The sequence below is a fragment of the Butyrivibrio sp. XPD2002 genome (assembly GCF_000423945.1).
GTDB lineage: Bacteria > Bacillota > Clostridia > Lachnospirales > Lachnospiraceae > Butyrivibrio.
The window spans coordinates 176253-203176 of the sequence record NZ_AUIY01000011.1; the positions used below are offsets into that span (position 1 = coordinate 176253).

Below are 26924 nucleotides of genomic sequence, written 5' to 3' on the forward strand. Positions count from 1 at the left end.
TCATACCCCCGGTTAATCCAAACCTATATCATCCTCTTCAAGCAGCTTTCTGAAAAGTGCAGCAACTGCTTCAAGCTCTTTGTCATCATCAACAATAGTATAATTAGCCTCTGCTTCGCCTTCCTCTGAATCATCGCGAAGTATGAGGGCCTCTCCGTCACCATCCTCTGTATCTGTCACGAGGATATATGATTTCGCACCAATCACTGTCTGTTCCAACACAAAAAAGTCCACGGGTTCTTCACCCTCAGGACGGAATGTTATTTTTTCCATTATTTACTTTCCTTTTCCGTTTCGCGGTTATCAAGATAGTCCTGCAAAATAATCTGTGCAGCAATCATATCCACATATTCCTTGCGATCTGACTTCTTAATACCTACTTCGTCCATTATGGCATCAGCCTCAACTGTTGTAAGGCGTTCGTCCCACATGATTACAGGAATAGACGTCCTTCTCTCAAGCTTATCCCTAAACTCCTCAGAGAGAGCAGAACGCACCGACTCAGACTGATCCATGTTCAGCGGAAGCCCCAATACTATGAGTTCCACACCGTACTCCTGAATCAGCTCTTCAATACGAGCTAGTGTTTTTCGAAGTTTGTTCTCTTCTTTTCTACGGATAATCTCTTTAGCCTGAGCTGTCAAAAGAAGTTCATCGCTGATGGCAACTCCGACTGTCTTAGATCCGTAATCCAAACCCATAATTCTCATTATTTTCTGGACCAGTTATTATTTTTTATATACTCTGTGAGCATCTCTTCAACCAGCTCATCGCGCTCAACCTTCATAATAAGGCTTCTGGCACCCATGTGGCTGGTAATATATGTAGGATCTCCGGACATAATATAACCCACAATCTGGTTTACAGGGTTATATCCCTTCTCAAGAAGTGCTTCATATACGATTGAAAGGACCTTCTTGACACCTGTCTCAGGATCAACCTCTACTTTAAAAAATTGTGTATTGCCAAGATTATTATCTGCCATATTGCTATCCTCGCTAAATGATTACTTAAAAAAATAATACCGCATTACGCTTAAATAAGCAATGTATCGTCTCTTAAGAAACTCTTAAACGTGTGTGTAGTAATGCTTCCGGACGTTATATTAAGTGCCTCTGCCTGCTCCTTGGGTACAGCCACCCTCACATATCTGGTGGTAAGGCCGATCATGTACCTCTTACCGCCTATCTCTTCAACGTCCTCCCAGAGGATCTTCTCTGTCTTGCCGATGAAGCCTTCGCGATACTTCTTTGACTGCTCTTTAGTCATTGTGAGAAGCACATTGCTTCTTGCTGTCTTTTCCCTGTCAGTAAGCTGATCCTCCATCTTGGCAGCAACTGTGCCCTTTCTCGGAGAATACTTGAAAACATGCATCTCGTAAAAATTTATATCCTCAGCAAACTTCCTGCTCTCTTCGAAGGTCTCCTCCGTTTCACCGGGGAATCCTACTATAATGTCTGTTGTTATTGCAGGTGCCTCGTAGGCTTCCCTTAGGAGCCTTACGCTATCCATGTATTCCTCCGCAGAATAATGTCTGTTCATCCTCTTTAAAGTGTCATTGCTTCCGCTCTGAAGAGAGAGGTGGAAATGAGGACAAACCTTGGAAAGAGCCGCCATCCCCTCTGCAACCTCTTGTGTTATTATTCTGGGTTCAAGGGAGCTTAGTCTTATTCTCTCTATTCCATCTATAGCATTAAGCTTTTGAAGAAGCGGTAAAAGAGCTGATTCACCCTTATCAACACCATAGGAACTGATGTGAATTCCCGTAAGAACTATCTCCTTACAGCCATCCTTTGCGAGCTTTTTAACCTCATCCAGGATATCCTCCTCATCTCTGCTTCTGATTCTTCCTCTGGCATAAGGGATTATGCAATATGTGCAAAACTGATTGCAGCCATCCTGGATCTTGATATATGCCCTTGTATGTCCGGGCATGCTGGCAAGCTCCATGCGTTCATATCTCTGCTCAGGATCGTTGATCTTTGTAACGCTGAGTCCTCCAAGTATTTTGTCTGCTGCCTGGCCTGACTCCTCTTCCTTCTCCCTGAAATACTCCTCAAGAATACTTACTATCTCAGCCTTTTTGTTGTTTCCGACGATCAGGTCTATGCTGTCATCCAGCTTAACTCCCTCTTTGTCGGTCTCAACATAACAGCCACAGGCCACTACCACCGAATCAGGATTTTTTCTCTTTGCACGATGCAGCATCTGTCTGCTTTTGTGGTCTGCAATAGAGGTAACTGAACAGGTATTTATTATGTAAATATCTGCCATTTCATCAAATGACACAATCTTATATCCACATTCTTGTAACTTTTGTCCCATGACATCTGTCTCGTACCTGTTTACCTTGCATCCGAGACTATGTAGGGCGACACTTTTCATATTAAACCTCCGTTATTTTTGACGTATATAACATTGACTTTTAACGTCCTTCCGTTTATTATGAAGAAAAGAAGGAGGTATTTGCGCAATGAAAACCGTAAAAATTTCTTTAAACTCTATCGATAAGGTAAAATCCTTTGTAAACGATATTACAAAGTTCGATTATGATTTCGACCTTGTATCTGGTAGATACGTAATAGACGCAAAGTCTATCATGGGTATTTTCTCACTCGATCTTTCAAAGCCGATCGACCTTAACATCCATGCTGAAGACGGCGCCGACGAAGTGCTTTCAATCTTAAAGCCTTACATGATCTAATCTTAGATCTAAATTCAAGAAAACTACTGAAACCTGCGACCTGGTCGCAGGTTTTTTTAGCACAACCTCTGCCAAAGGACAGATTTCCTTAAAATCCAGGTCTTCCCCCTGGGGGGAAGGTGGCACGAAGTGCCGGATGAGGGGTTATGCTTCAAGCGTAATTATCTCATCTGTCTCAAGAGCAGTCTTCACCAGTTCATCTATCTTCTCATCGAGACGGTGCTCGTGTGATCTGATAACTTCAAGGCGAGGCTTTGTTACAGGGTGCTTGGCCACAAAGATTGTGCAGCAGTCCTCGTAAGGAAGAATTGAAGTCTCATAGGCATCAATTTTCAGAGAGATATCCACAATATCCTGCTTATCAAACGCAATGAGCGGTCTGTAAACAGGCATATCTGTTACTACTTCATTGGTTGCCATAAGGCTCTCCATGGTCTGTGAAGCAACCTGACCGATACTCTCACCGGTAATAAGGCCCATGCACTTGTTCTCAGCAGCGATCATGTCTGCAATTCTCATCATATATCTGCGCATGATGATAGTAAGCTCATCGTGAGGACACTGCTTGTAGATGTACATCTGAATATCTGTAAAGTTGATTACATGAAGTCTGATCTTACCTGTATACTTAGCGATAACCTTGGCAAGATCTACAACCTTCTGCTTAGCTCTCTCACTTGTGTATGGCGGAGCATTAAAATAAACTGCCTCTATTTCAGCACCGCGCTTAGCGATCATGTATCCCGCAACAGGTGAGTCAATACCACCTGACAAAAGAAGACATGCCTTACCGCTTGTACCGATCGGCATTCCTCCGGGACCGGGAATAATCTCAGAATAAATATTAACCTTCTCACGGATCTCTACGCTTACAAGAATCTGGGGATCTCTCACATCAACCTTCATCTCAGGGAACGCATCGAGAACCTGCGCTCCGATCTCAGCAGCAGCCTCCATGGAATCAAGAGGATAAGTCTTATCAACACGTCTGCACTTGATCTTGAAGGTTTTGTTCTTGTCCGGATAAACTCCGTCCAGGAATTTGATTACCTCCTGTGACAGGCCGTTAATATCGGGAAGCTTACCGTCGCCATCTCTTTCTATGCATACAGCAGGGCAGATACCGGTGATACCGAATACAGTCTGAAGTGCTGCTACGGTCTCATCAAAATCAAAGCCCTTGGCATTTAAGTATATTCTTCCTGAAACACGGAAAATACTAAATTCGCCCTCGCACTTTGCGAGCACACGCTCCATCTGTCTTACCAGTGCCTCTTCAAAAAGGTATCTGTTCTTACCCTTAATTCCTATCTCTGCATATTTAATAATAAATGCATGGTATTGCATAACTTCTCCTTATCTTCTTGAAAATTGTCTAAGCATAGGAACAATTTCCTTAAACACTTTTACTGTCTCATCTATCTCTTCTGCAGTAGTGAACTCAGACATACTGATTCTCACCGTACTGTCATATAATTCCTTGGGAATACTTATCGCCTTAAGTGTCGTTGACACCGACGGATGGTTTGAGGAGCAGGCACTTCCCGCTGATACATATATCTCCTTATCCTCCAGCGCATGAAGCAGAACCTCTGCTCTTACGCCCTTAACCGACACGCTTACGATATGCGGTGCTGTCTTACTGATAACCTCTGTAAGTTCCTCATCTGTAAGATCGCTTATCTTTCTATCGGAGGTATCTATTCCGTTTATTCTGATATCAGGAAGCTCAGTTGTAAGTCCCTTTATCAGTCTGAACTTCAGACTATAGAGCATCTTACGGTTTTCATCAAGAGTGCTGTATATCTCTTCAGCAGCTCTTCCGAGCCCTGCAATTCCAGGAATATTCAGGGTGCCTGATCTAAGGCCTCCCTGCTGTCCACCGCCATAGGTGATGGGCACGATTCTTACTCCGTCCTTTATATATAAAAATCCGATTCCCTTGGGGGCATGGATCTTATGTCCGCTCACAGACAGCATATCTATTCCCATCTGCTTGGGAATAAGCTGCTCTTTTCCGTAGCCCTGAACTGCATCAACATGAAAAATGATCCTGGGATTAGCAGCGTGGATGATCTTCCCTGCTTCCTCAAGAGGCTGAACTGCACCAATCTCATTATTAACAGCCATGATTGAAACGAGAATAGTATCTTCTCTTATGGCACTCTTAAGCTCTTCAAGATCTATAAGCCCTTCCTCGGATACCTTAAGATATGTCACCTCAAAGCCCTGATCCTCAAGATACTTCATGGAATTAAGTATAGCCGGATGCTCAATGCAGGTAGTGATAAGATGCTTACCCTCTCTGTGATGAGCCATGGCGCCGCCAATAACCGCAATGTTATCAGACTCTGTTCCGCCTGATGTAAAAAGTATCTCCTTCGGCTTAGCCTTCAATGTTTTTGCAATCTGCTCTGATGCTTTTTTCAGGTAATTCTCAGCAACAACTCCCTTGTGATGCATACTGGAGGCATTACCATAATCCTCCATCATTGTCTTCATGCAAAGCTCTGATACATCATCATATATCCTGGTTGTCGCAGAGTTATCTAAGTATATTTCCATATTTCCTCATTCCGTTACTGCCGATAGGCAGTAGTAATGTTTATGCTTCCAAATGATACATGAGCCATGCCAGCATGGTAAAGCCGGCTGTCTCTGTTCTAAGAATTCTTTTGCCCATGGTTATAGAATTAAAACCTGCTTCCATAGCAAAGCTCACCTCTTCATCAGCAAAGCCACCCTCAGGTCCGATGAACACCGCTATGCTCTGTCCGGGCCTTACAGCTTCAATCAGCTCTCTGGTTTTGGTCATGCCCTCAGCCTGCTCATAGGGAAGAAGCTTAACCTCCATATCCAAGCAGAAATTTATTGCTTCCTTGAAGCTCATGGGCGTCCCTATTTCAGGAACGAATGCTCTTTTACTCTGCTTTGCTGCTGCCTCAGCTATAGCCTGCCAGCGCTTTATCTTATTCGCAGCCCTTTTTTCATCAAGCTTAACCACCGATCTTTTCATGGAAACCGGTATAACCTGATAAACTCCAAGCTCAACTGCCTTCTGAATAATAAGCTCCATCTTGTCAGCCTTGGGGAGTCCCTGAAAAAGATATATCTTTGCAGGAAGCTCCACGCCTGACTCCTTCACAAAACGAAGCTCACCGACAAGCTCTGTATCCGTAACAGACTCAATTCCAAAGCGGTATTCCTTGTCTTCCTCTTCTCTGAAACTGACAGAAAACTCCTCTCCGGGCTTCATTCTAAGGACATTAACCATGTGGTTATAATCAGAGTCTGTAATTATTATTCTTTTTCCATCATCAATAAGCTGACTACTCTCAGCAAAAAAATGATACATAAAACCTCATCTGCCCCTTGGGCACATTCTCCTATTGAGAAGACTTAGTTTAAATTACTTTCTTGAAATAACTGATACCCACTCGCCCTGCTTGCAGATTTCTATAACCTTAAGTCCGGCATCCTCATGTGCCTTGCGGATCACTTCCTCTTTAGCTTCAATAATTCCTGAAGTGATATAAATTCCCCCATCCTTAAGGAGTCCCGGAACAATAGGTGTGAGTGGTACAAGAACATAGGGAAGGATATTCGCTACTACGATGTCATAGCCTGTTCCAACCTGCTCTTTAACCTTATCATCATCAATGATATTACCGATTATCAGATCAAAATCCTCTACAGCAACATCATTTGCCTTCTTATTATCAGCGACTGCAGGCTCTGCACAGGGATCAAGATCAGTACCCACAGTATGTCCAGCGCCAAACTTCATCGCAAGTATAGACAATACCCCACTTCCGGTTCCTACGTCAAGTACTCTGGCTCCGGGAGTCATATATTTCCTAAGTGCGCGTATGCAAAGCTGGGTTGTCTCATGCATACCTGTTCCGAAAGCTGTACCCGGATCAATATGAAGGGTGATATTCGCCTTCTTTTTATCCTCTTCGTCAGGAGTCTCCCAGGAAGGGATCACCAGAACATCATCCACAAAGAACTTGTGGAAGTACTGCTTCCAGTTATTTATCCAGTCAATATCCTCTGTTACATCTACGGATATTGTACCGTCCCCTATATTTGAAAAAGTACTGAGCTCATCAAGTACTTCCCTGATAGCAGTCTTCATCTCATCAGGAGTCTTCTTTACTTCTATTTCTTCGCCGTTCTCATCATACTCATGAACCGTGAGGACATTATTGTCATCAACCTCAACGAAAAAGTTCAGATATGCTACTCCATCCTCTCCGGGAGCACTAATTGCACAGCTGTCTACTCCTGTCTCTTCATCATCTGCATCCTGAAGGTCATCAGTAAACATCTGCTCCTTATCGGCAGCTGTAAGAGGCGCATTGTCCTCAATCTGTGCACCCTCAAGACCTATATCCATCATGCTGCTTACAATAATATCCTCAGATTCCTCATTGGTTCTAATTCGAAAACGCATCCATTTCATAATAAGACTCCTTTACATACGAACAGCGGGGAGAAATTTTTCTCCCCGCTCCATATTCATATATTATTTTTTCTTTCCGAAAAATCCGCCCTTTTTCTTGCCATCGTCATTTCCGTCCTTGTTGCCGGAAATAGCATCAGCAGCGTGCAGGCTGTCTCCTGTCTTTTCATCAAACTGTTTAAGAAGCTCCTTGGCCTCCTTGGACAATTTATCAGGAACCTGAACAACAAGTGTTACATAGTGGTCTCCGCGAATGTCCTTATTTCTAAGTGTAGGAACACCCTTGCCGCGAAGTCTTACTCTTGTGTCAGTCTGTGTACCGGCCTTAACATCGTAGAGCACCTTACCGTCTACTGTATCAATGGCAACAGTTCCACCAAGTGCAGCAATTGCATATGACATCGGAACAGTTGAGAAGATGTCGTAATCCTGTCTCTGGAAAATAGGATGATCTGCAACGATAACCTCAACAAGAAGATCTCCTCTGGGGCCACCGTTTCTTCCGGGCTCACCCTTTTCACGGATACGCACGCTCTGTCCGTTATCAATACCTGCAGGAATAGATACCTGGATTCTCTTAGTGCTTGCTACGTAACCTGTTCCGCCACAGTCAGAGCACTTATCCTTGATAACCTTACCGCTACCATTACAATCAGGACATGTCTGAACGTTTCTTACGGTTCCAAAGAAGGACTGCTGTGTAAATACAACCTGTCCCTTACCACCGCACTTAGGACACATCTGAGCTGTTGTACCGGGCTTTGCACCGGTTCCCTTACAGGTCGGGCAGGGATCCTTAAGCTTGAGCTCAAGCTCCTTCTCACAACCAAAAACAGCTTCTTCGAAGGTGATTCTTACGCTGGCACGAATATTAGCTCCCTTTGCAGGGCCGCTTCTTGCACCCTGGCTTCTTCTGCCACCACCGAAGAAATCTCCGAATATGTCACCAAATATATCGCCAAAGTCAGCACCGCCGAAATCAAATCCGCCAAATCCGCCGGCACCGCCTTCGAATGCAGCATGTCCAAACTGATCGTACTGACGTCTCTTTTCCGGATCACTTAATACCGCATAAGCCTCAGAGGCTTCCTTAAACTTATCAGCTGCAGCAGCATCACCGGGATTCATATCCGGATGATACTTCTTAGCAAGTACACGGTATGCTTTTTTTATCTCATCATCACTTGCGCCCTTGCTGACACCAAGGACCTCGTAATAATCGCGCTTCTGATCTGCCATTAATATCTCCTATATCTACTACTAAATGCCCAATACATCCTACATTATGTATTGGGCTTTAGCAATATTTTAAATATTAAACTTTTATAAAGATGGAAGCTTATACTTCACAAGGAAGTTCTGCTCTCGCTTCGCTCGCCAGAACAGTGTAGTACACTAAGCTCGAAAAAACTCGCTAAGTGATTACACTTCTCTGTAATCTCCATCAACTACATCGTCAGAATTACCTGCATTTGAGCTCTGAGCTGCGCCGCCCATACCGGACATGTCAGGACCTGCACCCTGAGCACCTGCTGCGCCCTGAGCCTGCTCGTAAACCTTTGCAAACAGAGCCTGAGCATCTGTCATAAGCTTTTCCTTCTGGCTCTTGATTGTGTCGATCTCGCTGTCTGTAAGCTCACGATCCTTAGTCTGCTCAAGAGTATCCTTGAGAGCCTTGAGGTCATCCTCTACAGTCTGCTTCTGAGAAGCATCGATCTTATCTCCAACTTCCTGGATAGCCTTCTCTGTCTGGAATACGAAGGAATCAGCTTCGTTTCTAGTATCGATGCCTTCCTTACGCTTCTTATCCTGAGCTTCGTACTCAGCAGCTTCCTTTACAGCCTTATCGATTTCCTCATCAGACATGTTAGAACCAGCTGTGATTGTGATGTGCTGCTCTTTACCTGTTCCAAGATCCTTAGCTGATACATTAACAATACCGTTTGCATCGATATCGAATGTAACCTCGATCTGCGGAACGCCTCTCATTGCCGGCGGGATTCCATCAAGACGGAACTGACCAAGTGACTTGTTGTCCTTAGCAAACTGTCTCTCACCCTGAAGAACGTTGATATCAACTGCTGTCTGGTTATCAGCTGCTGTTGAGAATACCTGGCTCTTCTTTGTAGGAATAGTTGTGTTACGCTCGATAAGTCTTGTAGCAACACCACCCATTGTCTCGATTGAAAGAGAAAGAGGTGTTACGTCAAGAAGAAGGATATCACCTGCACCTGCATCGCCTGCAAGCTTACCACCCTGGATACCAGCACCAACTGCTACGCACTCATCAGGGTTGAGGTTCTTGGAAGGCTCCTGACCTGTAAGCTGCTTAACCTTCTCAACTACGCAGGGAACACGAGTTGAACCACCAACAAGGAGAACCTTGCCGAGGTCTGAATAGTTAAGACCTGCATCCTTCATAGCGTTCTGTACAGGAATAGCACTTCTCTCTACGAGATCGTGGATAAGCTCTTCGAACTTAGCTCTTGTGAGGTCCATATCAAAGTGCTTGGGTCCCTCAGCTGTAGCTGTGATGAAAGGAAGGTTGATGTTGGTTGTTGTTGAAGAAGAGAGCTCCTTCTTAGCCTTCTCAGCTGCTTCCTTAAGTCTCTGCATAGCCATCTTATCGCCTGAAAGGTCTACGCCTTCCTTAGCCTTGAACTCAGATACCATCCAGTCGATGATCTTCTGGTCGAAGTCATCACCACCAAGGTGTGTGTCACCGTTTGTTGAAAGAACTTCGATAACGCCATCACCTATATCAATGATAGATACATCAAAAGTACCACCACCAAGGTCATAAACCATGATCTTCTGCTCTTTTTCGTTATCAAGACCGTATGCAAGAGCTGCTGCTGTGGGCTCGTTGATGATACGCTTTACATCAAGACCTGCAATCTTACCAGCATCCTTAGTAGCCTGACGCTGAGCATCATTGAAGTATGCGGGTACTGTGATTACTGCCTCTGTTACTTTTTCGCCGAGATACTGTTCTGCGTCTGCCTTCAGCTTCTGAAGAATCATAGCTGAGATCTGCTGAGGTGAATACTTCTTGCCATCAATTGTACGGCCGTTATCTGTACCCATATCTCTCTTGATTGAAGAGATTGTGTTCTCAGCATTTGTTACTGCCTGACGCTTAGCGGGCTCACCTACAAGACGCTCGCCATTCTTTGTGAAAGCTACGATAGAAGGTGTTGTTCTTGCACCCTCTGCGTTAGCGATAACGGTGGGCTGTCCACCTTCCATAACAGCTACACAGCTGTTAGTTGTTCCTAAATCGATACCTATGATCTTACTCATTTTTTATTCCTCCATATATAAATCTAAATGATTGAAATACTATATTATTTGGCTACGGCAACCATGCTGTGTCTCAGCACTGTGTCGTGGTACATGTAACCCTTCTGAAGCTCCTGTGCTACGAAGCCTTCCTCGACCTCTTCGCTCTCAACCTGCATTACAGCGTTGTGGAAATTAGGATCAAATTCCTTTCCTACAGCTTCGATGGGAGTAACACCAAGATCCTCCATCTGCTTCATGAGCTGCTTGTATATCATGTTCATTCCATCTGCAAAAGCGGAATTCTTCTCTTCTTCAGGGACTGCAGCAAGTCCTCTTTCGAAGTTATCAACAACAGGAAGAATCTTTTCAAGTACATTTGATGCTCCCTGATCGAACATCTGAGATTTTTCTTTATCGGTTCTCTTACGGAAGTTCTCAAACTCCGCAACCTGACGCAGATATTTGTCCTGCATCTCCTCAAACTTCTCTTTGAAGGGATTCTTCTTTTCTTTTTTACCGAAAAGACCTTTCTTCTCGCCTTCGCCGTTCTCAGCGCCTTCAGCACCTGCTTCTGCGCTCTCAGCAGCGGCAGCCTCTTCCTCAGCGGCCTCGGCAACCTTGTTTGCAGCATCTGCAACCTGTTTTGCCTTCTCAGCTACTTCCTGCTGAAGCTCCTTTGCTGTCTTCTTTCCGGACTCTTTATTAACGTCCTTCTTTACTTCCTTACTCAATTTAAATACTCCTTACTGGTTCTACTCTTTTTTATATAAATCATCCAGCGCTCTCATCATATTCTTAAGCGCCCCGACAACTTTGTCATAATCCATTCGCTTGGGTCCGATAATACCTACCGTTCCTCGCATTCCTTCACCCAGGTCATAGGTTGCAGTCACGACGCTGCAGTCCTTCATGGACTGAACCGGTGACTCATTACCGATGTAAACCTGAATTCCTGTCTCCTCTGATGAAGACTGAAGAGCATTCTCTACGATACTTGTAAGATCGCTCTTATCCTCAAAGGTAGTAATAAGATCACTTGCTCTCTCCTTATCAGCAAGCTCGGGATATCTGAAGATGTTATTGGCGCCGCTGGTGTAAATCTGAAGATCCTCATCCTCTGTAATTGCTTCACCGGCTGTATCCAGTATCCTGTCGATTATCTCGCTGTGTATTCCCGCCTCCTGCTTCATGGCGGTTATAAGTCCCAGGTTGATATCCTCAACCGAAAGACCTGCAAGTCTGGTATTGAGCAGGATGTTGAGCTTAAGCATATCTGCTTCGGAAAGCTCCTGCTCCACCTCTATCATGCGATTCTTGATCACATTACCTTCTATAACAATAGTGGTAAGGAGATGTTCCTCATCCACTCTTGAAAGCTGAACAAATTTAAGCTTGTTCCTGCGGATCACGGGTGCTGAGATCATTGAAGCGTAGTTGGTATCGACCGCCAGGGTCTTGGCAACCTGCTTAAGGAGCTTATCAAGCTTCTCTTCCTTATCAAGAAGCATCTCCTTCATATTCTCAACTTCCTGTTCCTTCTCAGCCAGCATCTCGTCTACATAAACTCGATATCCCTGGTCTGAAGGAATTCGTCCCGCGGAAGTGTGGGGCTGTAATATAAGTCCCATCTCCTCAAGATCTGCCATCTCATTTCTGATAGTGGCAGAACTGAGATTCAAATCCGTATATTTTGAAATAGTTCTGCTGCCGACAGGCTCGCCTGTCTCGAGGTAATTGCGAACAATTGCATGCAGTATTTTCTTTTTTCTGTCATCCAGTTGCATCAGATTACCTCCTTTTTTGTTTTGTGTTAGCACTCATTAAGGTTGAGTGCTAACATCTTCTGAGAATAAATTACCACTATAAATTCCTAATGTCAATACAAAGAAAAAACCCCGAGGAATAATCCTCGGGGATAATATGCCCACACAATTATAAGTTGAATTCAGCGTGAACTTCGCCGTTAACAACAAAATATACTTTTCCGTCCTCAGGCTTAACATAAAGCTCAAGAGTCTTGATCTCAGAAACTTTTCTACCCATGTCATACTGCCAAACGTTCTTAGCATTCTCAACGAAGGTGTCATAAGTAACACTCTTGTCTGCGAACTGAAGAACGATATTTGTCTTTGTTGCAGCAGCCTTTGTAGTTGTAGCCTTCTTAGCAGGTGCCTTTTTAGCTGCAGGTTTCTTTGCTGCGGGCTCAGCCTCAGCCTTCTTGGTCTCAGTCTTCTTTGCAGCAGCCTTAGTAGCTGTAGCCTTCTTAACAGGTGCCTTTTTAGCTGCAGGTTTCTTAGCTGCAGGCTTGTCTTCCTTCTTCTCAGCAGCCTTGGCAGGTGTTGCCTTCTTAACAGTAGTCTTCTTTGCTGCTGTCTTCTTAGCTGCAGGTTTCTTTGCTGCCTTAGCCTCTTCCTTCTTAGCCTCAGCTGCATCTACAGTCTTTGCTTCTTCTTTCTTTTCTGCAGCAATTACCGGTTTCTTGATAGTCGCAATCGGCTTTAAAGCTGCTTCTCTCAACTTGTCGTCAGCCATATCTCCCTCTCTTTCACGTAAGGAACGCATGCTTTGCGTTTTTGCAAATTTATCATTACGTTTTTGAGTTTAGTACAAATTCGAAAAAAAGTCAACATTTATGCGCATTTAGACCAATTTCGATTCTGTCAAACGCCATTTTAAGCACTTCCATGGATGATGCAAAGGAAATTCTCAAGAAACCAGGCGCAAAATAAGCACTTCCGGGCATCGCTGCAACGTGGTGTTTTTCCAAAAGATACTCACAAAGCTCCGTATCCTTTTCGATAACTCCATAGCCCTCGTATTCTTTACCGAGAAAATTTCTTATATCAAAGAACGCATAAAAAGCGCCCTGGATCTCGTGACTCACAACGCCAGGTATCTTTGAAAGTCTCTCCTGAACGTAATTCCTTCTTTTTTCAAACTCTGCTGTCATGTATGCCACACAGTCCTGAGGTCCGTTTAAAGCCTCAACAGCCGCATACTGGGATATACTCGGCGGAGTTGTGGTAGTCTGACTCTGAACCTTGATGGAATTGGCTATCACATCGCGTCTTCCGCATACGTATCCAAGTCGCCAGCCAGTCATGGAATAGGTCTTTGAAAAACCGTTAACCACGATTGTTCTGTCCTTCATCCCTTCTATAGAAGAAATACTGAAGTGACGACTTCCTTCAAATATTATTTTTTCATAGATTTCATCGGAAATAACAAAGATATCTTTGCGGACTGCGATCTCCGCAAGCCCCCTGAGCTCCTCCTCACCATAAACCTTACCGGTGGGATTGTCGGGAGTACATATAATGACGGCCTTGGTGTGCTCGTTACAAGCATCCTCAATAGCCTTAAGATCAAGTGAAAAATCATCGTTTCTGCCTACCATTACAGGAGTACCGCCTGCAAGGCTGACCATATCGGGATAGCTGACGTAGCACGGTGTCGGGATAATTACCTCATCACCCTCACCGGCAACAGCACAAAGCGCAGCAAACAACGCCTGCTTCGCACCAACCATGACAGCAACCTCATCCATTCCGTAGGTGACGCCGTTGTCCCTGCGGAGCTTCTCTATAATCGCCTCTCTTAAAGGCGCAATTCCATTTCCAGTCGTATACTTCGTAAAATCATCCCTGATAGCCTTTATCCCGGCCTCCTTGATATGCTCGGGTGTTGGGAAATCAGGTTCTCCCACATTAAGTGAAACGATGTCCTCGCCCTTACGCTTCATCTCCTCCACCTTGGCAAAAAGCGCGGTGGTCGGCGAAACCCTGAGGCTCGACATCCTTTTGGATAAATTTGTGCTCATAATACCACTCCTCCGGTTAACTCCTCGTAGCCTGATGGCAGCTATGCTCTGCCTCTGCTACCTTACTTCAGCATCCTCCTCAGCTTATGATAAGCTTTTCTGCAAAATCTCCCCACTGTGATATCAAACCTGTGATATAGCCTTGAAAAAGCTGTAATCTCAGGCATAACCAGGAAGTCATATTCCCCAATATGCTCCCTTAAGTACGCAGGGTATGTGTCATCTATCTGAACTCTTTCGAATTTTGCATCTCTTCCAAATATATCCTGACCAAGCACCAGTCTGTCCATGGTCTCTGCAAGTATTTCTCTGTCGTTGTACTCCTGATGAGCCGCAGCCTTGACCTTAACGCCAATTCTCTTGGCGGGATTCGTCTCGTGATATCCTCCCATGTAGCCAAAATGCCAGCCGCCATCCGCAACTCTCACTGATCTCTCATCAGTAGGTGGTACAAGATCTCTTAATCTGACTATTCCTTCTCCCGGAATATTATCTATAGAAGTTATCTTTGTGCCCAGCCACTTTCTGTCCGGCACCGCAATCTCAGGAAAATCTCCTGTTATCGACAAAAGCTTTCCCGACTTTTCCTCCATATTAAAAAAGCCATAGAAGTTTCTCTGTGCCAGGTGATAAACCCTGCTCTTATCGAAGTTCTTTATAATATCTTCCAAAACCTTAGGATTGGGAATCTCATCCACATCTCCAAAAAGGATTATGTCATCCTCTGTCGCTCCGACTCTCTTTAAGCCCTCCTCCAGATAGTTTTTCTGGAAATAGTCTCTCTCGTGAGTCAGCGCTTCCTTGGGTGTGTCCGTTACAACCACGTATTCTATGCGGTCGAGGTAATCCTTGTAGAGCTCCTTGTTTTTCTCAAAGCAGAGCTCCTTTTCCTCTCCCGAAAAGGTCATGGTTGCTTCCTCGATTATGAATTTATCAACATATGGGCCAAGTATATTCAGCCTTAGCTTTAATATATCAACCTCATTAAAAAACGGAATACAATCATATACCATTTTTTCTGATCCTCGCTTTAATATAGGACTTTAACTTATGCTTAAGGCCTGAGCGGAAAAGCCTCATGTCTGCACCCTGCTCCACCTGAAGCCCGTGTACGAAAACATCCTCCTCGGGCGCCCAGTCAGGCAGCTCTAGCAGCGCGTATTTCTTATAAAAATCCGTCGCCATCATTTTATTGATCTTTCCTTTTATATCTTTGGCAGGAAGATTTGAATAAATAAGCTTCTTCATTCCAATGGTACAGGTAAGAGCCTTTCTCTGCGTTATGATCTCATCATACTTATCGCCGCACCATTTATGGGCAAACTCATCAAAGGCTTCCCAGGCCCTTGCCTGATTATCAAGAAACTCCTCGTGGTAGCTTCCTGTAAGTCCTTCCTCATTTATCCTGTAAAGATACAGTATGCGGTCAAGATATGCAATACCCTTTGCCTTATCAATTATGGCTGCAGTCTGCAAAAGATCCTCTCCGTGATTTAAGCGCCTTCCATCAGATAGGCAGGTCTCAAGGGCAAGCTTCCTTTTTATACACTTATTCCACATGGCATTAAGGGAATCCCCACTGCACATCAGCCTGTGGAAATCCTGCCTATTATCAGGCCCGTAGATCATATCCTCTGAAAAAGGAAAATTAAACATCCTTCTGTCAGGCGTATGAAGCTCGGCTGCATTGTAAAGGATAACATCAATATCATCATCTTTGGATGAATACTTATCTATTGCAGCCTGAATTTCACTAATAAGCTCAGGCACCACCTTATCATCAGCATCCATGAAAACAATCCAGTCACCGGAGGAAATCCTTACGCCCTCCTGTCTCGCTTCATAAGCAGATGCCTTCCCCATGTGAACGCTTTTCACATTGCCGCTACCAGATGCATATTTATCGCATATAGAAGCGCTGCTATCCCCGGAGCCATTCTCCACAAGGATAACCTCCATCTCAGTATCGCCAGGAAGCCTTTGCGAAGCCACTGAGCCTACCGCTTCTCTTATGTACTTTTCAGCATTATGAACAGGAATTATTACTGAAAACTTCATGTAACCTTGTGCTCCCTCTTCCATTTCTCGGATCTTCGCCAGAAAAGCAGCGGTCTGACAGCACGTTTAAATCTCTTCTTGGGGCTGTAGAATCTTGGATAGTTCTCGTTTTCTCCCCACCATTTATGGAAGATAAATGGCTCTATGCCCTTATTTTCAGGAAGCGGATGCTCCCTTCCAAACTTCACTGCCACATCCAGGGGAGCCCACTTAAGACCGTGCTCCTCCATCTCATTTTTGCAGTAGCAGCAAAGGAAAATATCTTCATTATAAAAACCGTCGTAAACCTTCTCCCAGGGCAGATTATGCTCCACGGGATAGGAAAGAAGCCTCTTGGATCTTATAGATACGCTGTTACCCACACGACATATCTCACCGTTTTTGTCACGGTAGGCATAATCATTCTTAGGAAGAGGCCAGGGCGAACCTATATAGTCATACTTCAAAAACTCATCCGACCAGTTTTCCGGATGAATGACAAAACCATCCGCATGAACTATCAGCACAAAATCGGTCTTGATGTGCCTTCCCAGCTCGTAGACCATTTTGTAGTTGAATTTATCTATGTTATCAAGCTTTGTTGTAAAGCTGAATCTGATGTCCTTTGGAAGGTAAAACGGCTTTTTGTCCGTAATAAGAACAGCATCGCCGAACTCTATGTCCCGCATGCTGTACTTCATGGCCTGCACCGTCTCATATACATCAACGCTTGTCATCGCTGCGATAGTAACATTTGGAAGTCGCAGCTTTTTCCCTTCACTCACAATAAAACCTCATCTGGCGCAAAGCGCCACCTCATTTATAAAAAGGCTTAAATCATTCTATCTTTTAATTACATTATTTCCCAAAGGTCTTAATAAGACCTGTTCTTCTTCCAAGAGATCTCACAATCTTCCAGAAGAAAAAACTTCCGTACAGAAGTCTTCTCTTTATATTCTGGAAAAAGACAGTAACCTCTCCCGGTCTCACATTCCTCTTAGCATAAAGAGCAGATCTCTTCTTATACTCTTCAAGCTCAGCCCTGCACTCATCAGCAGTAAATAACCTTCCCTTCTTATCCTGATAGGTAAGGAAGCTGTAGATGTTCTGCTCAGAGGACCAGAAACCATCTGAAATATTATGTCTTGCCCAGTACTTAGGCGCAATCGCATACTTAAGCTCCGTGCTGGACATAACAGGCATCATAGCAAAGGAAGAATTGGACAAAATAAGGTATCTTGCATTTTTAATGGTGACGTAATCCTTGCCCATATCAAAATGATGACACTCATACTCAGGAAGTACCTTTTTCGCTGCCTCCTCATCCTCTGTAACTATCATGAACCTCATATCAGGGTTCACCTTTTTCATATTCTCAATTGCGTTAAGCCAGTACTTTCTGTCCAGGAAAAGCTCCGGGCAGCTTGTGTATTCTCCGCCGCGCATATTGATTATGCAAAGATCGTCCGATGTATACTCATAGGACTCAGCCTCTTCTTTTACATGGAGCCAGTCCTTAATCTTATGTCTGTACTTCTCAAAATAGGACTGATCCTGGAGATTCCCGTAGATCAGTGTATTATCCTCCACATCAAAGAGCCTCGGGTCCGCACCTGATATGTAGCATCCATTTGTCATATCGTGAACGGAGTTACCCATGTAAAGTCTGTCATCCTGCTCCTTAAAAATCGTGAACTTATCCATATCCTCCCTTGGAATTTCCTCCCCAAGGTCGATATCCATAAAGTACATTCCCTTATTTGAGTGGAAGACATTACCCACCTGTCCCGGATTAACGAATCCGAAGGGCACGCCCTTTTCCTCAGCAAGACATCTTGTAACTATATAGAAAAACAGCTGGTTTCCCAGGCCGTATCCTTTTATAAATTCTGTTCCTATCATATTTATATCCTTCTTACAGATATCCCCTCATCCGTCAGCCCCCCAAGGAGAAGGCTTTACTTCTTTATAAACTCTTCTTCATACCACTGCTGGAACATCAGTATATACCATATCTGAATACGGTAAATTCCGCGCTCGGTGAAGTCTGTCCAAATTTTCTCAACAACATCAGGATCAAGAATACCCTGCTGCGCAATCTTTTCCTTATTAAGAAGTCCCTCTGCCCAGTCGCGAAGGTCGCTCTCAAGGAGCCACTTCTCAATCGGAATTGAAAAACCCTTCTTGGGACGCTCCATCATCTCCCTTGGAACGTAGCGATAAAGCACGTCTCTAAGAACCTGTTTACCAACATTGCCTTCACGAAGATATTCAACAGGAAGTGTCCATGCGAATTCCAGAACATCCCTATCAAGCATGGGCACGCGGGTCTCAAGCGAAACAGCCATGGCAGTCCTGTCCACCTTCACCAGAATATCATCGGGATGGTAAACAAGCATATCCATAAGCATGGTCTCGTGATTCACTTCATTTAAGAAACCATTCTGAAGCTCAGTATATTTATAGGGTAGATTTCCCTTTTTAAGCGCGATCATCTTGGTAAGGGGGTCCGTCTCATGCTCCATTCTGTGGAGATCAACCGGTCCCTCAGCTCCAAGGAGTGTACCCTTTATCCTGTAAATCTCTTTCTTGGAAAGGGGTGAGCCAAGCACCATAGCACTTGCAGCCTTCCTTATAGGATAAGGAATTCCATGCATCTTACCCCAGATTCTGCTTATAGATTCGTAGGATGTGTATCCGCAGAACAGCTCATCTCCGCCGTCTCCGCTAAGAGATACCGTCACATGATCCCTGGTCATCTTACTTACAAGATAGGTAGGAATCTGTGATGAGTCAGCAAAAGGCTCAGCAAACATTTTTGCCAGCTTCGGAATTACAGCCTTTGCATCCTTCTCAGTGATATACAGCTCTGTGTGCTCTGTTCCAAGATGCTTTGCAATCTCAGCTGCATAAACCGCCTCGTTGTAGGCCTTATCCTCCATTCCGATGGTGAAGGTCCTGACCTTACCGGGCTGTAAGTCCTGCATCAGAGCAACGATAGTACTTGAATCAATACCCGCAGAGAGAAAAGCTCCAACCGGAACATCTGCAACCATCTGTCCCTTAATGGACTCCTTAAGAAGTCTCTCAAGCTCCATGGAAGCTTCCTGCCTTGTGCCCTTAAAGGGATTGTCCTGCCCTCTCTTTGCAGTCTCCTTCATTGACCAGTAGACCGTCTCTGTGGTTTTCAGAGTATTAATATCTATTGTTAAAAGAGTACCTGCCTCGAGCTTATTTATACCTTTATATATAGTGTAGGGTGCAGGAATATATCCTTCCGTAAAATATATATCCAGCACATCGGTATTTATCTCATTATCAAATCCGTCTACAACACGAATGCATCCAAGATCTGAAGCAAACCCCAGAGCTCCTGCCACATTTCCGTAATAAAGCGGCTTTTCACCTACTCTGTCCCTTGCAAGAGTAACTGTTCCTTCCTTAGTATCATAGACAGCTATTCCAAACATTCCCTTGCACATGGAGAGAGCTTCTTTTGCTCCGTAATACTCTATTGCCTCAAGAAGGACCTCTGTATCAGAGCTTCCCCTGAAATCAGAATCAGTAGCAAAACCATCCGCTATCAGCTTCTGCTTTACATCCTTATTATTGTAAATCTCTCCGTTATAAACCATCACCATTCTTCCGGAGTGGCTCGTCATGGGCTGTGCGCCATTTTTTGAAAGGTCCACAATAGAAAGGCGCCTGTGTCCAAGCGCTACTTCCTTATTATCACTGATATATACACCATTATCATCCGGGCCTCTGTGCACCATGCGGTCATTCATCCTCTGAATGTTCGCCTTCGCATCACCACGGAATTTGATTAGTCCTGCTATTCCACACATATGTATTTTCCCTGTTTTCAAGTTTATGTTCTAAATATAAACATAGTACCACATTATATGTAATAAGAAAAAGAGCGCCGTACCTATATATTAGTACAGCGCCCTTCAATAATCACATTTTTATATAAGACTTATCAAGCCTTTACGATTTTCTTAAGCTCCTCAGCCTTATCTGTCTTCTCCCAAGGAAGGTTAAGATCGTTACGTCCGAAGTGTCCGTAAGCAGCTGTCTGCTTGTAGATAGGACGACGAAGGTCGAGCATCTTGATGATTCCAGCAGGACGAAGGTCGAATAACTCACGAACTGCTGCAACAAGCTTCTCGTTTGAAACCTTACCTGTTCCGAATGTATCTACAAGAACAGATGTAGGCTGAGCAACACCGATAGCGTATGAGAGCTGAACCTCACACTTATCAGCAAGACCTGCTGCTACGATGTTCTTTGCAACGTAACGAGCTGCGTAAGCACCTGAACGGTCAACCTTTGTGCAATCCTTACCTGAGAAAGCACCGCCGCCGTGACGAGCAGCTCCGCCGTAAGTATCAACAATGATCTTACGTCCTGTAAGACCTGCATCACCCTGAGGTCCTCCGATTACGAAACGGCCTGTAGGATTGATATAAATCTTTGTATTGTCATCAACCATAGAAGCGTCAACTACTGCATCGATAACGTGCTTTCTGATATCAGCGTGGATCTGCTCCTGAGTAACCTTCTCATCATGCTGAGTTGAAACAACAATAGCCTCAAGTCTGATGGGCTTGCCGTTCTCATCATACTCAACAGAAACCTGGCTCTTACCATCTGCTCTAAGATAAGGAAGAGTTCCGTTCTTACGAACCTCTGTAAGTTTCTTTGTAAGCTTGTGAGCAAGTGAGATAGCGTAAGGCATAAGCTCCTCTGTCTCGTTTGTAGCATAACCGAACATCATACCCTGATCGCCGGCACCGATTGCCTCGATCTCCTCATCAGTCATCTTGTTCTCTCTGGCCTCGATAGCCTTATCAACACCCATAGCGATGTCAGCTGACTGCTGATCAAGAGCTACCATAACTGCACATGTGTTACCATCAAAGCCCTTCTCTGAGCTGTCATAGCCGATCTCTACGATAGTGTCTCTTGCAATCTTGGCATAATCAACAACTGCCTTAGTTGTGATCTCACCTGTGATAAGTGCAAAACCTGTGCAAGCTGTAGTCTCACAAGCAACACGGCTCATGGGATCCTGTGCAAGGCAGGCATCAAGGATAGCATCAGAGATGTTATCACAAATTTTATCGGGATGTCCCTCAGTAACTGACTCGGAAGTGAAAATAAACTTTTCTGCCATTATAAATTTCCTTTCTGCGCTCTTTGCGCTCAAACAAAAACAATGAACTTTTTGCTTAATAAGCAAAAATAAATCCGCTTAGCGACGCCAAGCGGACCTGATATCAGATAATCAAATCCTCTTATTGCTCGCAGATCCTACCGCCAAAATAAAAAGCAATGCGGTATTCGATCACTTACTCACTACGCTCAGGTTGGCACCTTCCGGATGTCCGGGGTTGCCGTGGCTTCACAGATCCTATGTATCTCCACCACTCTGAATAAGAGAAATGTAACAATATGGAATTGTCATATCTTTTTAGATACACTACTATATAAATTTAAATCTTGCAAGATGTTTTAAGAAAAATTAATAAATCATCGCATAATATAGCAATAACAATTCTGATATTATAAAATGATAATACATTTGCATTTAATAAATCATTTTCGATTTTAATTTCACTAAAGTAATGAACAGTAAATTCAAGATTGGAGGTAATTGTGAAAAGCAAAGATTTGAATCCACGCGAAAAAGAAATCATGGAACTACTATGGAAAAGTACTGAAGCTATGACAAGCACAGATATGCTTGAAATGCTTGATCCCGAAAAATGGAACAAGCTCACTGTTTTCAGAACTATTAATAGTCTTATTAAGAAGGAATTCATAATTGTAAACGGTTTTGAGCAGTACAACACACAGTACGCCCGGAAGTTCACATATGCCATGTCCAAAGAAGAATACCTGGCTAAGCGTATGAAAGAGGATGGAATGGGGATAAAGTCCTTAAGCAGCATAGCGCTTGCCTTCATGGGGAATGAGCTTCCAAAGGACAAGAAGGAACGCAAAGAATTAATCGACGACCTTCAGAATATTATTGATGAATTAAAGTCAGAGAAATAGTGTCGTTCAGGGAGGGTATAAAAGAGTTATGTCAATAATGGATGTGTTCGCCGATTATTTTATGGGTATTATGGCGAGTAGTTTTTGCATTCTTATAATTTATTTTCTTAGAAAAAAGTTTTTCAAATTTGGGGTATTAAGTCTAAAGGGTTTGGTTTTTATCTATTGCTTGTGTATTCTTCGAGCACTGATTCCATTGGAACTACCTTTCTCTGTTCCGGTAAAATGTCAGTTATTAATGCCAATTACTGACCTTCTTTTCTTCATGCCCATATTATATAGAAATATAAAGATTTTTGGTTGGCAAATTGTAAGCTGTCTATACCTAACAATATTTTTCCTGCTTATTATTCGCCTTCTTGTTTATTATAATAGCGCATCAAAAGCTATGAAGCGTACACATGGAGTTGTTGATAAACAAGCCACTATACTATTAGATAAAATCCTTCACGAAGATAGACGTATATCTTCTGTAAAACTACTAACTTCATCAGATATAAGTAGTCCTCTCAGTATTGGATTGCTGAATCCTGCAATAATTTTACCTGCTAATTACAAAAGTTTGTACTCAGATCGTGAACTTTATTACATTTTGAAACATGAATATACTCATATAAAAAAACATGATTCACTAAAAAAGCTTCTACTAAATATTGCTTCCTGCTTCATTTTTTGGAATCCTTGCATGCTATTATTAAAAAAAGATTTTATCCAATCTATAGAACTCCGTTGTGACAATGAGGTTATTTCAGGCATGTCTTCTAGTGAAAGGAAAGATTATCTATCCACCATGCTGACAGTATTAACGTGTAAAACTCCAACACCCAATAGCACCTCATCATATGAACCCGCTTTAAACTTTGTATCAAACGAATCCATATATATAAAAGAAAGGTTCAAAATAATAGAAACCCATTCTGATGCACTGCAAAAAAAAGCAAACATCATGATTCCAATCATGCTGTTTGTCGTTGTACTTTGTTCTTACACATTTATTCTTCAGCCCAAGTATGCTCCACCAATAGAAGACATCATCGAAGGACCTGATTGCTATGAAATAGATATGCAATCCGATTACATCATTGTTTCAGAAGATGGTTCTGCCACTATGTATCTAAAGAACGGCACGCAATTATCTGCTACGGCTGAAGATATCGCATTTTTTAATAAATATAATGGAAAGGTCATATATAAAAAAAATTAAAAAAATATTTTGCTTTTTGCATTATTACTTGTTGTTCTAAGTCAAAGCCAACCTGTAATATTAAATTCACTTTGCCCTAATATAATAGCTATGGATTCGATAAAAAGAGCCAAAGACATAGTTATTAAAACCAGAAATTATCACGGAAAAAGCAACACAGAAGATGGGACAACCAAAAACATAGGTGGATAGACCCACATTGGATTGATGACTGAGTGTAAAAAATGCAAGAATACAGATATCAAAATATGATATCTGTATTGACATTATACAACCTAGTATCTATTATATGTGTATGAATCATTTTGGTTCTACAAAATAATAGGAGAAGAAAAGATATGAAAAAAAAGGGGTTTTGTTTCACACTATTTGCTGCATTTTCTATTGCAGCCGCATTTAATATGCATTCCATTACAGCTTCTGCCGAAAGGTTATATCCATCCGGAGATGATATTTCCTATAAACAGCTTAAGGTCGGCGACGTTTTTTATGATGATGAAGAAGATAGCGAACCTTTAATCTACAAAGTTGTAAAAACTGCAACAAAGAAAAGCCAGGATATTGAAGTCGAAATCGCAGGCATTAATCAAAAATTTGATTGGGCAGCCCATAACCGCAACGAATTTGACAAAAATAACATCAGCATCTGCGTAGATACTGAAGATTTGGATTTTAAGGTTATTGGTATCGGGGATAATGCTTTTAAGGATAATAAGGCAATATATAATTTCTCATTTGGACATGCCCCCATCAAATATGTTGGAAAAAGTGCATTTGAGGGCTGCTCTAATCTTCATGGCTTTAATGCAGAAGATGCTCTTACCACAATCAATGAGCGTGCTTTTTATAACTGTGGGCATTTAAGTGAGCTTCACTTTGATAATGACACATTAAAAAGTGTCGGAGCAGACGCATTAAGTAATACAAATCCTATAATCAGGATAACTACCTATAATATGAGCACCAAGCATGCTTCAAAAATCAGAAAGCTTTTCAAAAAAGCCGGTGCCCAGAAAATTTATTTCAAAATGTATGAACCCAAAAAAGAAAGCAAGAAAACAAAGATTCCTAATGAATCTGACGTCATGATAAAGCTTCCTAAGGGATCAACCTTTACATCTGATGAATTCACTTATAGAGTTATCAAACCCGCAACTAAGAAACATCGCGGCGAAGTTGAAATAACAGGCTTTAGTCCTTTAGCTACGCCAAGTAATCTTAAGCAGGTGGATCCCGGATCTGCCGTCGATGATATTGGTTATGAACGTTACGACATCGTAGGTATTGCCGATAATGCATTTAAAGATAATCAGACTATTACATATGTAATGTTTGCTGATTGTAATATCAGATATATCGGAAAGAGTGCATTTGAAGGCTGCACACAGATTAAAGACGTTACATTTGCACGAACCAAGGAACTCACCAAAATAAAGACAAAAGCTTTCTATGGCTGCGCATCCTTAAAAGAAATTTCTATAGAAGCAGGTAAGCTAAGCAAGATAGGCAAGAAAGCATTTGGAAACACACCTCAGAAAGCAAAAGTTACTGTCCGTAACATGAGCTCTAAACAGTTTTCAAAGATCAAACAGCTCATAAAAAAAGCAGGATTGTCAAAACCTAAATTCAAAGAAAAAACATATCCAAACTAATAAACTCGTTATTTGAAATTTATATACTCGGAGCTGCCAATTGGTTGACAATTGGCAGCTCTTTTTTGCTATTATGATAGCATTTCATTGAATAATATGAGCCAAAATGCTATTATTATAGCAATAGGAGAATTAAACGATGGATTATTTATGGGACACCCCTTCCGACGTTGCAAAAAGATTGGCAACAAAAATTAGAGATATCAGAAAAAGAAAAAAGATAACCCAAAAAGAATTAGCAGGACGTAGTAATGTTAGCTATGCTACGCTCCGAAAATTTGAAAAAACCGGGCAAATATCTTTGGAATCATTTATAAAACTAACCATGGAACTTGGCGTTGTTAATGAACTCAATGAACTATTTACCGAACCCGTTTACAACAGTATTGAGGAAGTTATAAATGCGAACAAATAAGACACTTGACGCATATTATCACGGGAAGCATGTGGGAACACTTGCAGAAACTCCCGACAAGAGAATCGCCTTTCAATATAGTAGCGAGTGGCAAAGAAATGGCTTTGCCATTAGCCCCTTTTCATTACCTCTACGGAATGATGTCTTTGTACCTAACGAAAGGGCTATGGATCGTTTTAGTGGTTTGTTCGGCGTTTTTGCTGACAGCCTGCCGGATAGCTGGGGTGAGCTGTTATTAGACCGACATCTTGAGACACTTGGATATACTCTATAAAATGGGTGGATCAAGTGGTGGAACACGTCCCAAAATACTTCTTTCCGAAGATAACCGGGAATGGATTGTAAAATTCCCATCCAAAACCGATCCCGAGGTTAGTGGAAAACGCGAATATGACTATTCTCTATGCGCTAAAAGCTGCGGTATTTCCATGACTGAAGCAGAACTTATTCCATCTTCTGTCTGTGACGGTTACTTTAAAACTTAACGATTTGACAGAAAAAGAGGAGAAAAAATTTTTACCATAACCTTCGCAGCACTTTTAGAAGCAGATTTTCGCTCTCCCTCATGTGATTATGAGGCTTTTTTCAAATTAGTAAGAGTACTTACAAAAGATGCCTCTTATGACATAGAACAGTTGTATAAAATAATGTGTTTCAACGTCCTGGCTCATAACAGAGATGATCATACTAAGAATTTTTCATTTCTTTATACAGATATGAATGGTTGGAAACTGGCCCCGGCATACGATCTCACTTATAGCGATACCTACTGGGGCGAACATACAACTTCTGTGAATGGTAAAGGAAAAAACATATCCGACAACGACTTAATCACACTCGGAATTGGTGCAGGATTATCTGAAAAAATGTGTAACCAGCATCTGACTGATATAAGAAACAAAGTAAACGCATTAGAAAAATATTTTGATAATCTGCAAACAGGCAATGAACTACCTCCACCGACTCTGCGTCGGAAGAGGTTTCTGTTATGCCGCAAAGCGGCATGAACCTTTGGGATGCTTAACGCATCCCAAAGAACAGGGCATGTCCACTATGCCCCTATCCCATTGGGTTACCTTTGGGAATACTTTTCTTAAGATATTGGCAGCTCCATTTATATCTGCATTTGTTATTGTCCCATCGTAGTGCCTGTAAAGTCCACGTTTTATCCTTTTTCCGGAAAAAACATAGTCAGCCTTACTTCCCTTTTTATACACAGGAATCTCATCCATCGCAAGAAAATCCGCTTTGGATGTATAGCTCTCTTCCGTAAGTGCAA

26 protein-coding genes, 2 pseudogenes and 1 riboswitch are annotated in these 26924 nt (G+C 42.7%); of the genes and pseudogenes, 7 read left to right on the forward strand and 21 right to left on the reverse strand.

The features are described from left to right. Positions 1-12: 12 nt before the first annotated feature. The 4 genes from G587_RS0107000 to mtaB are packed head-to-tail and all read right to left on the reverse strand — an operon-like array spanning position 13 to position 2385. Complete coding sequence (locus G587_RS0107000) at positions 13-273, reverse strand: DUF1292 domain-containing protein (protein WP_026491657.1); 261 nt, start codon at positions 271-273, stop codon at positions 13-15. Beyond that, positions 273-710, reverse strand: coding sequence for a Holliday junction resolvase RuvX (gene ruvX / locus G587_RS0107005; protein ID WP_026491658.1), 438 nt, complete (start codon positions 708-710; stop codon positions 273-275). Before ruvX ends, G587_RS0107000 begins: the two co-directional genes overlap by 1 nt. After that, entirely contained in the window at positions 710-985 is a 276-nt protein-coding gene (locus G587_RS0107010) for an IreB family regulatory phosphoprotein (RefSeq protein ID WP_026491659.1), read from the reverse strand. The genes ruvX and G587_RS0107010 overlap by 1 nt, the downstream gene beginning before the upstream one ends. Positions 986-1035: 50 nt before the next feature. Then, complete coding sequence (gene mtaB / locus G587_RS0107015) at positions 1036-2385, reverse strand: tRNA (N(6)-L-threonylcarbamoyladenosine(37)-C(2))-methylthiotransferase MtaB (RefSeq protein WP_026491660.1); 1350 nt, start codon at positions 2383-2385, stop codon at positions 1036-1038. 88 nt (positions 2386-2473) lie between these two features. Here mtaB and G587_RS0107020 point away from each other — a divergent pair, with 88 nt between their 5' ends. Next, a complete protein-coding gene (locus G587_RS0107020) occupies positions 2474-2704 on the forward strand; it encodes an HPr family phosphocarrier protein (RefSeq protein ID WP_022760362.1) in 231 nt (76 codons plus the stop codon). Between the two features lie 144 nt (positions 2705-2848). On the opposite strand, the gene thiI is transcribed toward G587_RS0107020, so the two are convergent. The 16 genes from thiI to metK all read right to left on the reverse strand — a co-directional run bounded on the left by thiI (position 2849) and on the right by metK (position 21490). Next, complete coding sequence (gene thiI / locus G587_RS0107025) at positions 2849-4051, reverse strand: tRNA uracil 4-sulfurtransferase ThiI (protein WP_026491661.1); 1203 nt, start codon at positions 4049-4051, stop codon at positions 2849-2851. 9 nt (positions 4052-4060) lie between these two features. Further along, positions 4061-5269, reverse strand: a complete 1209-nt coding sequence (locus G587_RS0107030) for a cysteine desulfurase family protein (protein ID WP_026491662.1) — start codon at positions 5267-5269, stop codon at positions 4061-4063. Between the two features lie 40 nt (positions 5270-5309). Next, positions 5310-6059 carry a 16S rRNA (uracil(1498)-N(3))-methyltransferase gene (locus G587_RS0107035; RefSeq protein ID WP_026491663.1) on the reverse strand — a complete coding sequence of 250 codons (750 nt, stop codon included), beginning with the start codon at positions 6057-6059 and terminating at the stop codon, positions 5310-5312. 54 nt (positions 6060-6113) lie between these two features. Continuing rightward, positions 6114-7169 carry a 50S ribosomal protein L11 methyltransferase gene (locus G587_RS0107040; RefSeq protein WP_026491664.1) on the reverse strand — a complete coding sequence of 352 codons (1056 nt, stop codon included), beginning with the start codon at positions 7167-7169 and terminating at the stop codon, positions 6114-6116. 63 nt (positions 7170-7232) lie between these two features. Next, the gene (dnaJ, locus tag G587_RS0107045) at positions 7233-8408 is read right to left on the reverse strand and encodes a molecular chaperone DnaJ (protein ID WP_026491665.1); all 1176 of its coding nucleotides are present in this window, start codon (positions 8406-8408) and stop codon (positions 7233-7235) included. 183 nt (positions 8409-8591) lie between these two features. Further along, the gene (gene dnaK, locus G587_RS0107050) at positions 8592-10472 is read right to left on the reverse strand and encodes a molecular chaperone DnaK (RefSeq protein ID WP_026491666.1); all 1881 of its coding nucleotides are present in this window, start codon (positions 10470-10472) and stop codon (positions 8592-8594) included. Between the two features lie 44 nt (positions 10473-10516). Next, positions 10517-11185, reverse strand: a complete 669-nt coding sequence (grpE, locus tag G587_RS0107055) for a nucleotide exchange factor GrpE (protein ID WP_026491667.1) — start codon at positions 11183-11185, stop codon at positions 10517-10519. Between the two features lie 21 nt (positions 11186-11206). Continuing rightward, positions 11207-12238, reverse strand: coding sequence for a heat-inducible transcriptional repressor HrcA (gene hrcA, locus G587_RS0107060; protein WP_026491668.1), 1032 nt, complete (start codon positions 12236-12238; stop codon positions 11207-11209). Positions 12239-12386: 148 nt separating this feature from the next. Then, on the reverse strand, positions 12387-12986 hold the full coding sequence (locus tag G587_RS21730) for a DUF6465 family protein (RefSeq protein ID WP_051200851.1): 600 nt from the start codon (positions 12984-12986) through the stop codon (positions 12387-12389). A 91-nt stretch (positions 12987-13077) separates the two neighbouring features. Beyond that, positions 13078-14274 carry a pyridoxal phosphate-dependent aminotransferase gene (locus G587_RS0107070; protein ID WP_026491669.1) on the reverse strand — a complete coding sequence of 399 codons (1197 nt, stop codon included), beginning with the start codon at positions 14272-14274 and terminating at the stop codon, positions 13078-13080. 62 nt (positions 14275-14336) lie between these two features. Further along, entirely contained in the window at positions 14337-15287 is a 951-nt protein-coding gene (locus G587_RS0107075) for a glycosyl transferase GT17 family protein (protein ID WP_026491670.1), read from the reverse strand. Continuing rightward, positions 15277-16332, reverse strand: a complete 1056-nt coding sequence (locus tag G587_RS24255) for a glycosyltransferase family 2 protein (RefSeq protein ID WP_026491671.1) — start codon at positions 16330-16332, stop codon at positions 15277-15279. Before G587_RS24255 ends, G587_RS0107075 begins: the two co-directional genes overlap by 11 nt. After that, positions 16329-17096, reverse strand: a complete 768-nt coding sequence (locus tag G587_RS21740) for a DUF5672 family protein (RefSeq protein ID WP_242830048.1) — start codon at positions 17094-17096, stop codon at positions 16329-16331. Before G587_RS21740 ends, G587_RS24255 begins: the two co-directional genes overlap by 4 nt. Before the next feature lie 73 nt (positions 17097-17169). Then, complete coding sequence (locus G587_RS0107090) at positions 17170-18213, reverse strand: glycosyl transferase (RefSeq protein WP_026491672.1); 1044 nt, start codon at positions 18211-18213, stop codon at positions 17170-17172. Between the two features lie 56 nt (positions 18214-18269). After that, positions 18270-20159, reverse strand: a complete 1890-nt coding sequence (asnB, locus tag G587_RS0107095; RefSeq protein WP_026491673.1) for an asparagine synthase (glutamine-hydrolyzing) — start codon at positions 20157-20159, stop codon at positions 18270-18272. A 134-nt stretch (positions 20160-20293) separates the two neighbouring features. Then, the gene (metK, locus tag G587_RS0107100; RefSeq protein ID WP_035786016.1) at positions 20294-21490 is read right to left on the reverse strand and encodes a methionine adenosyltransferase; all 1197 of its coding nucleotides are present in this window, start codon (positions 21488-21490) and stop codon (positions 20294-20296) included. A gap of 172 nt (positions 21491-21662) precedes the next feature. Continuing rightward, a riboswitch (SAM riboswitch) is annotated at positions 21663-21756 on the reverse strand. Positions 21757-21972: 216 nt separating this feature from the next. Here metK and G587_RS0107105 point away from each other — a divergent pair. The 6 genes and pseudogenes from G587_RS0107105 to G587_RS25050 all read left to right on the forward strand — a co-directional run bounded on the left by G587_RS0107105 (position 21973) and on the right by G587_RS25050 (position 26652). After that, positions 21973-22374, forward strand: coding sequence for a BlaI/MecI/CopY family transcriptional regulator (locus tag G587_RS0107105; RefSeq protein ID WP_026491675.1), 402 nt, complete (start codon positions 21973-21975; stop codon positions 22372-22374). 28 nt (positions 22375-22402) lie between these two features. Further along, the gene (locus G587_RS0107110; RefSeq protein ID WP_026491676.1) at positions 22403-23578 is read left to right on the forward strand and encodes a M56 family metallopeptidase; all 1176 of its coding nucleotides are present in this window, start codon (positions 22403-22405) and stop codon (positions 23576-23578) included. 338 nt (positions 23579-23916) lie between these two features. Beyond that, entirely contained in the window at positions 23917-25230 is a 1314-nt protein-coding gene (locus G587_RS0107115) for a leucine-rich repeat protein (protein WP_026491677.1), read from the forward strand. Between the two features lie 139 nt (positions 25231-25369). Then, positions 25370-25645: a helix-turn-helix domain-containing protein gene (locus G587_RS0107120; protein ID WP_022763376.1), complete on the forward strand. Its 276-nt coding sequence runs from the start codon at positions 25370-25372 to the stop codon at positions 25643-25645. Beyond that, positions 25632-25919, forward strand: a complete 288-nt coding sequence (locus tag G587_RS26170; RefSeq protein ID WP_026491678.1) for a HipA N-terminal domain-containing protein — start codon at positions 25632-25634, stop codon at positions 25917-25919. The genes G587_RS0107120 and G587_RS26170 overlap by 14 nt, the downstream gene beginning before the upstream one ends. A 1-nt stretch (position 25920) precedes the next feature. Next, positions 25921-26652 (forward strand): annotated as a pseudogene (locus G587_RS25050) (type II toxin-antitoxin system HipA family toxin). Here G587_RS25050 and G587_RS25820 read toward each other — a convergent pair. Beyond that, positions 26632-26924 (reverse strand): annotated as a pseudogene (locus tag G587_RS25820) (RNA-guided endonuclease InsQ/TnpB family protein); the annotation flags it as partial. The pseudogenes G587_RS25050 and G587_RS25820 overlap by 21 nt on opposite strands.

Excerpts from the sequence above, each read along its gene's own strand:
- G587_RS0107000 (WP_026491657.1), bottom strand. The coding sequence starts at position 273 with ATGGAAAAAATAACATTCCGTCCTGAGGGTGAAGAACCCGTGGACTTT.
- ruvX (WP_026491658.1), bottom strand. The coding sequence starts at position 710 with ATGAGAATTATGGGTTTGGATTACGGATCTAAGACAGTCGGAGTTGCC.
- G587_RS0107010 (WP_026491659.1), bottom strand. The coding sequence starts at position 985 with ATGGCAGATAATAATCTTGGCAATACACAATTTTTTAAAGTAGAGGTT.
- mtaB (WP_026491660.1), bottom strand. The coding sequence starts at position 2,385 with ATGAAAAGTGTCGCCCTACATAGTCTCGGATGCAAGGTAAACAGGTAC.
- G587_RS0107020 (WP_022760362.1), top strand. The coding sequence starts at position 2,474 with ATGAAAACCGTAAAAATTTCTTTAAACTCTATCGATAAGGTAAAATCC.
- thiI (WP_026491661.1), bottom strand. The coding sequence starts at position 4,051 with ATGCAATACCATGCATTTATTATTAAATATGCAGAGATAGGAATTAAG.
- G587_RS0107030 (WP_026491662.1), bottom strand. The coding sequence starts at position 5,269 with ATGGAAATATACTTAGATAACTCTGCGACAACCAGGATATATGATGAT.
- G587_RS0107035 (WP_026491663.1), bottom strand. The coding sequence starts at position 6,059 with ATGTATCATTTTTTTGCTGAGAGTAGTCAGCTTATTGATGATGGAAAA.
- G587_RS0107040 (WP_026491664.1), bottom strand. The coding sequence starts at position 7,169 with ATGAAATGGATGCGTTTTCGAATTAGAACCAATGAGGAATCTGAGGAT.
- dnaJ (WP_026491665.1), bottom strand. The coding sequence starts at position 8,408 with ATGGCAGATCAGAAGCGCGATTATTACGAGGTCCTTGGTGTCAGCAAG.
- dnaK (WP_026491666.1), bottom strand. The coding sequence starts at position 10,472 with ATGAGTAAGATCATAGGTATCGATTTAGGAACAACTAACAGCTGTGTA.
- hrcA (WP_026491668.1), bottom strand. The coding sequence starts at position 12,238 with ATGCAACTGGATGACAGAAAAAAGAAAATACTGCATGCAATTGTTCGC.
- G587_RS21730 (WP_051200851.1), bottom strand. The coding sequence starts at position 12,986 with ATGGCTGACGACAAGTTGAGAGAAGCAGCTTTAAAGCCGATTGCGACT.
- G587_RS0107070 (WP_026491669.1), bottom strand. The coding sequence starts at position 14,274 with ATGAGCACAAATTTATCCAAAAGGATGTCGAGCCTCAGGGTTTCGCCG.
- G587_RS0107075 (WP_026491670.1), bottom strand. The coding sequence starts at position 15,287 with ATGGTATATGATTGTATTCCGTTTTTTAATGAGGTTGATATATTAAAG.
- G587_RS24255 (WP_026491671.1), bottom strand. The coding sequence starts at position 16,332 with ATGAAGTTTTCAGTAATAATTCCTGTTCATAATGCTGAAAAGTACATA.
- G587_RS0107090 (WP_026491672.1), bottom strand. The coding sequence starts at position 18,213 with ATGATAGGAACAGAATTTATAAAAGGATACGGCCTGGGAAACCAGCTG.
- asnB (WP_026491673.1), bottom strand. The coding sequence starts at position 20,159 with ATGTGTGGAATAGCAGGACTAATCAAATTCCGTGGTGATGCGAAGGCG.
- metK (WP_035786016.1), bottom strand. The coding sequence starts at position 21,490 with ATGGCAGAAAAGTTTATTTTCACTTCCGAGTCAGTTACTGAGGGACAT.
- G587_RS0107110 (WP_026491676.1), top strand. The coding sequence starts at position 22,403 with ATGTCAATAATGGATGTGTTCGCCGATTATTTTATGGGTATTATGGCG.
- G587_RS0107115 (WP_026491677.1), top strand. The coding sequence starts at position 23,917 with ATGAAAAAAAAGGGGTTTTGTTTCACACTATTTGCTGCATTTTCTATT.
- G587_RS0107120 (WP_022763376.1), top strand. The coding sequence starts at position 25,370 with ATGGATTATTTATGGGACACCCCTTCCGACGTTGCAAAAAGATTGGCA.
- G587_RS26170 (WP_026491678.1), top strand. The coding sequence starts at position 25,632 with ATGCGAACAAATAAGACACTTGACGCATATTATCACGGGAAGCATGTG.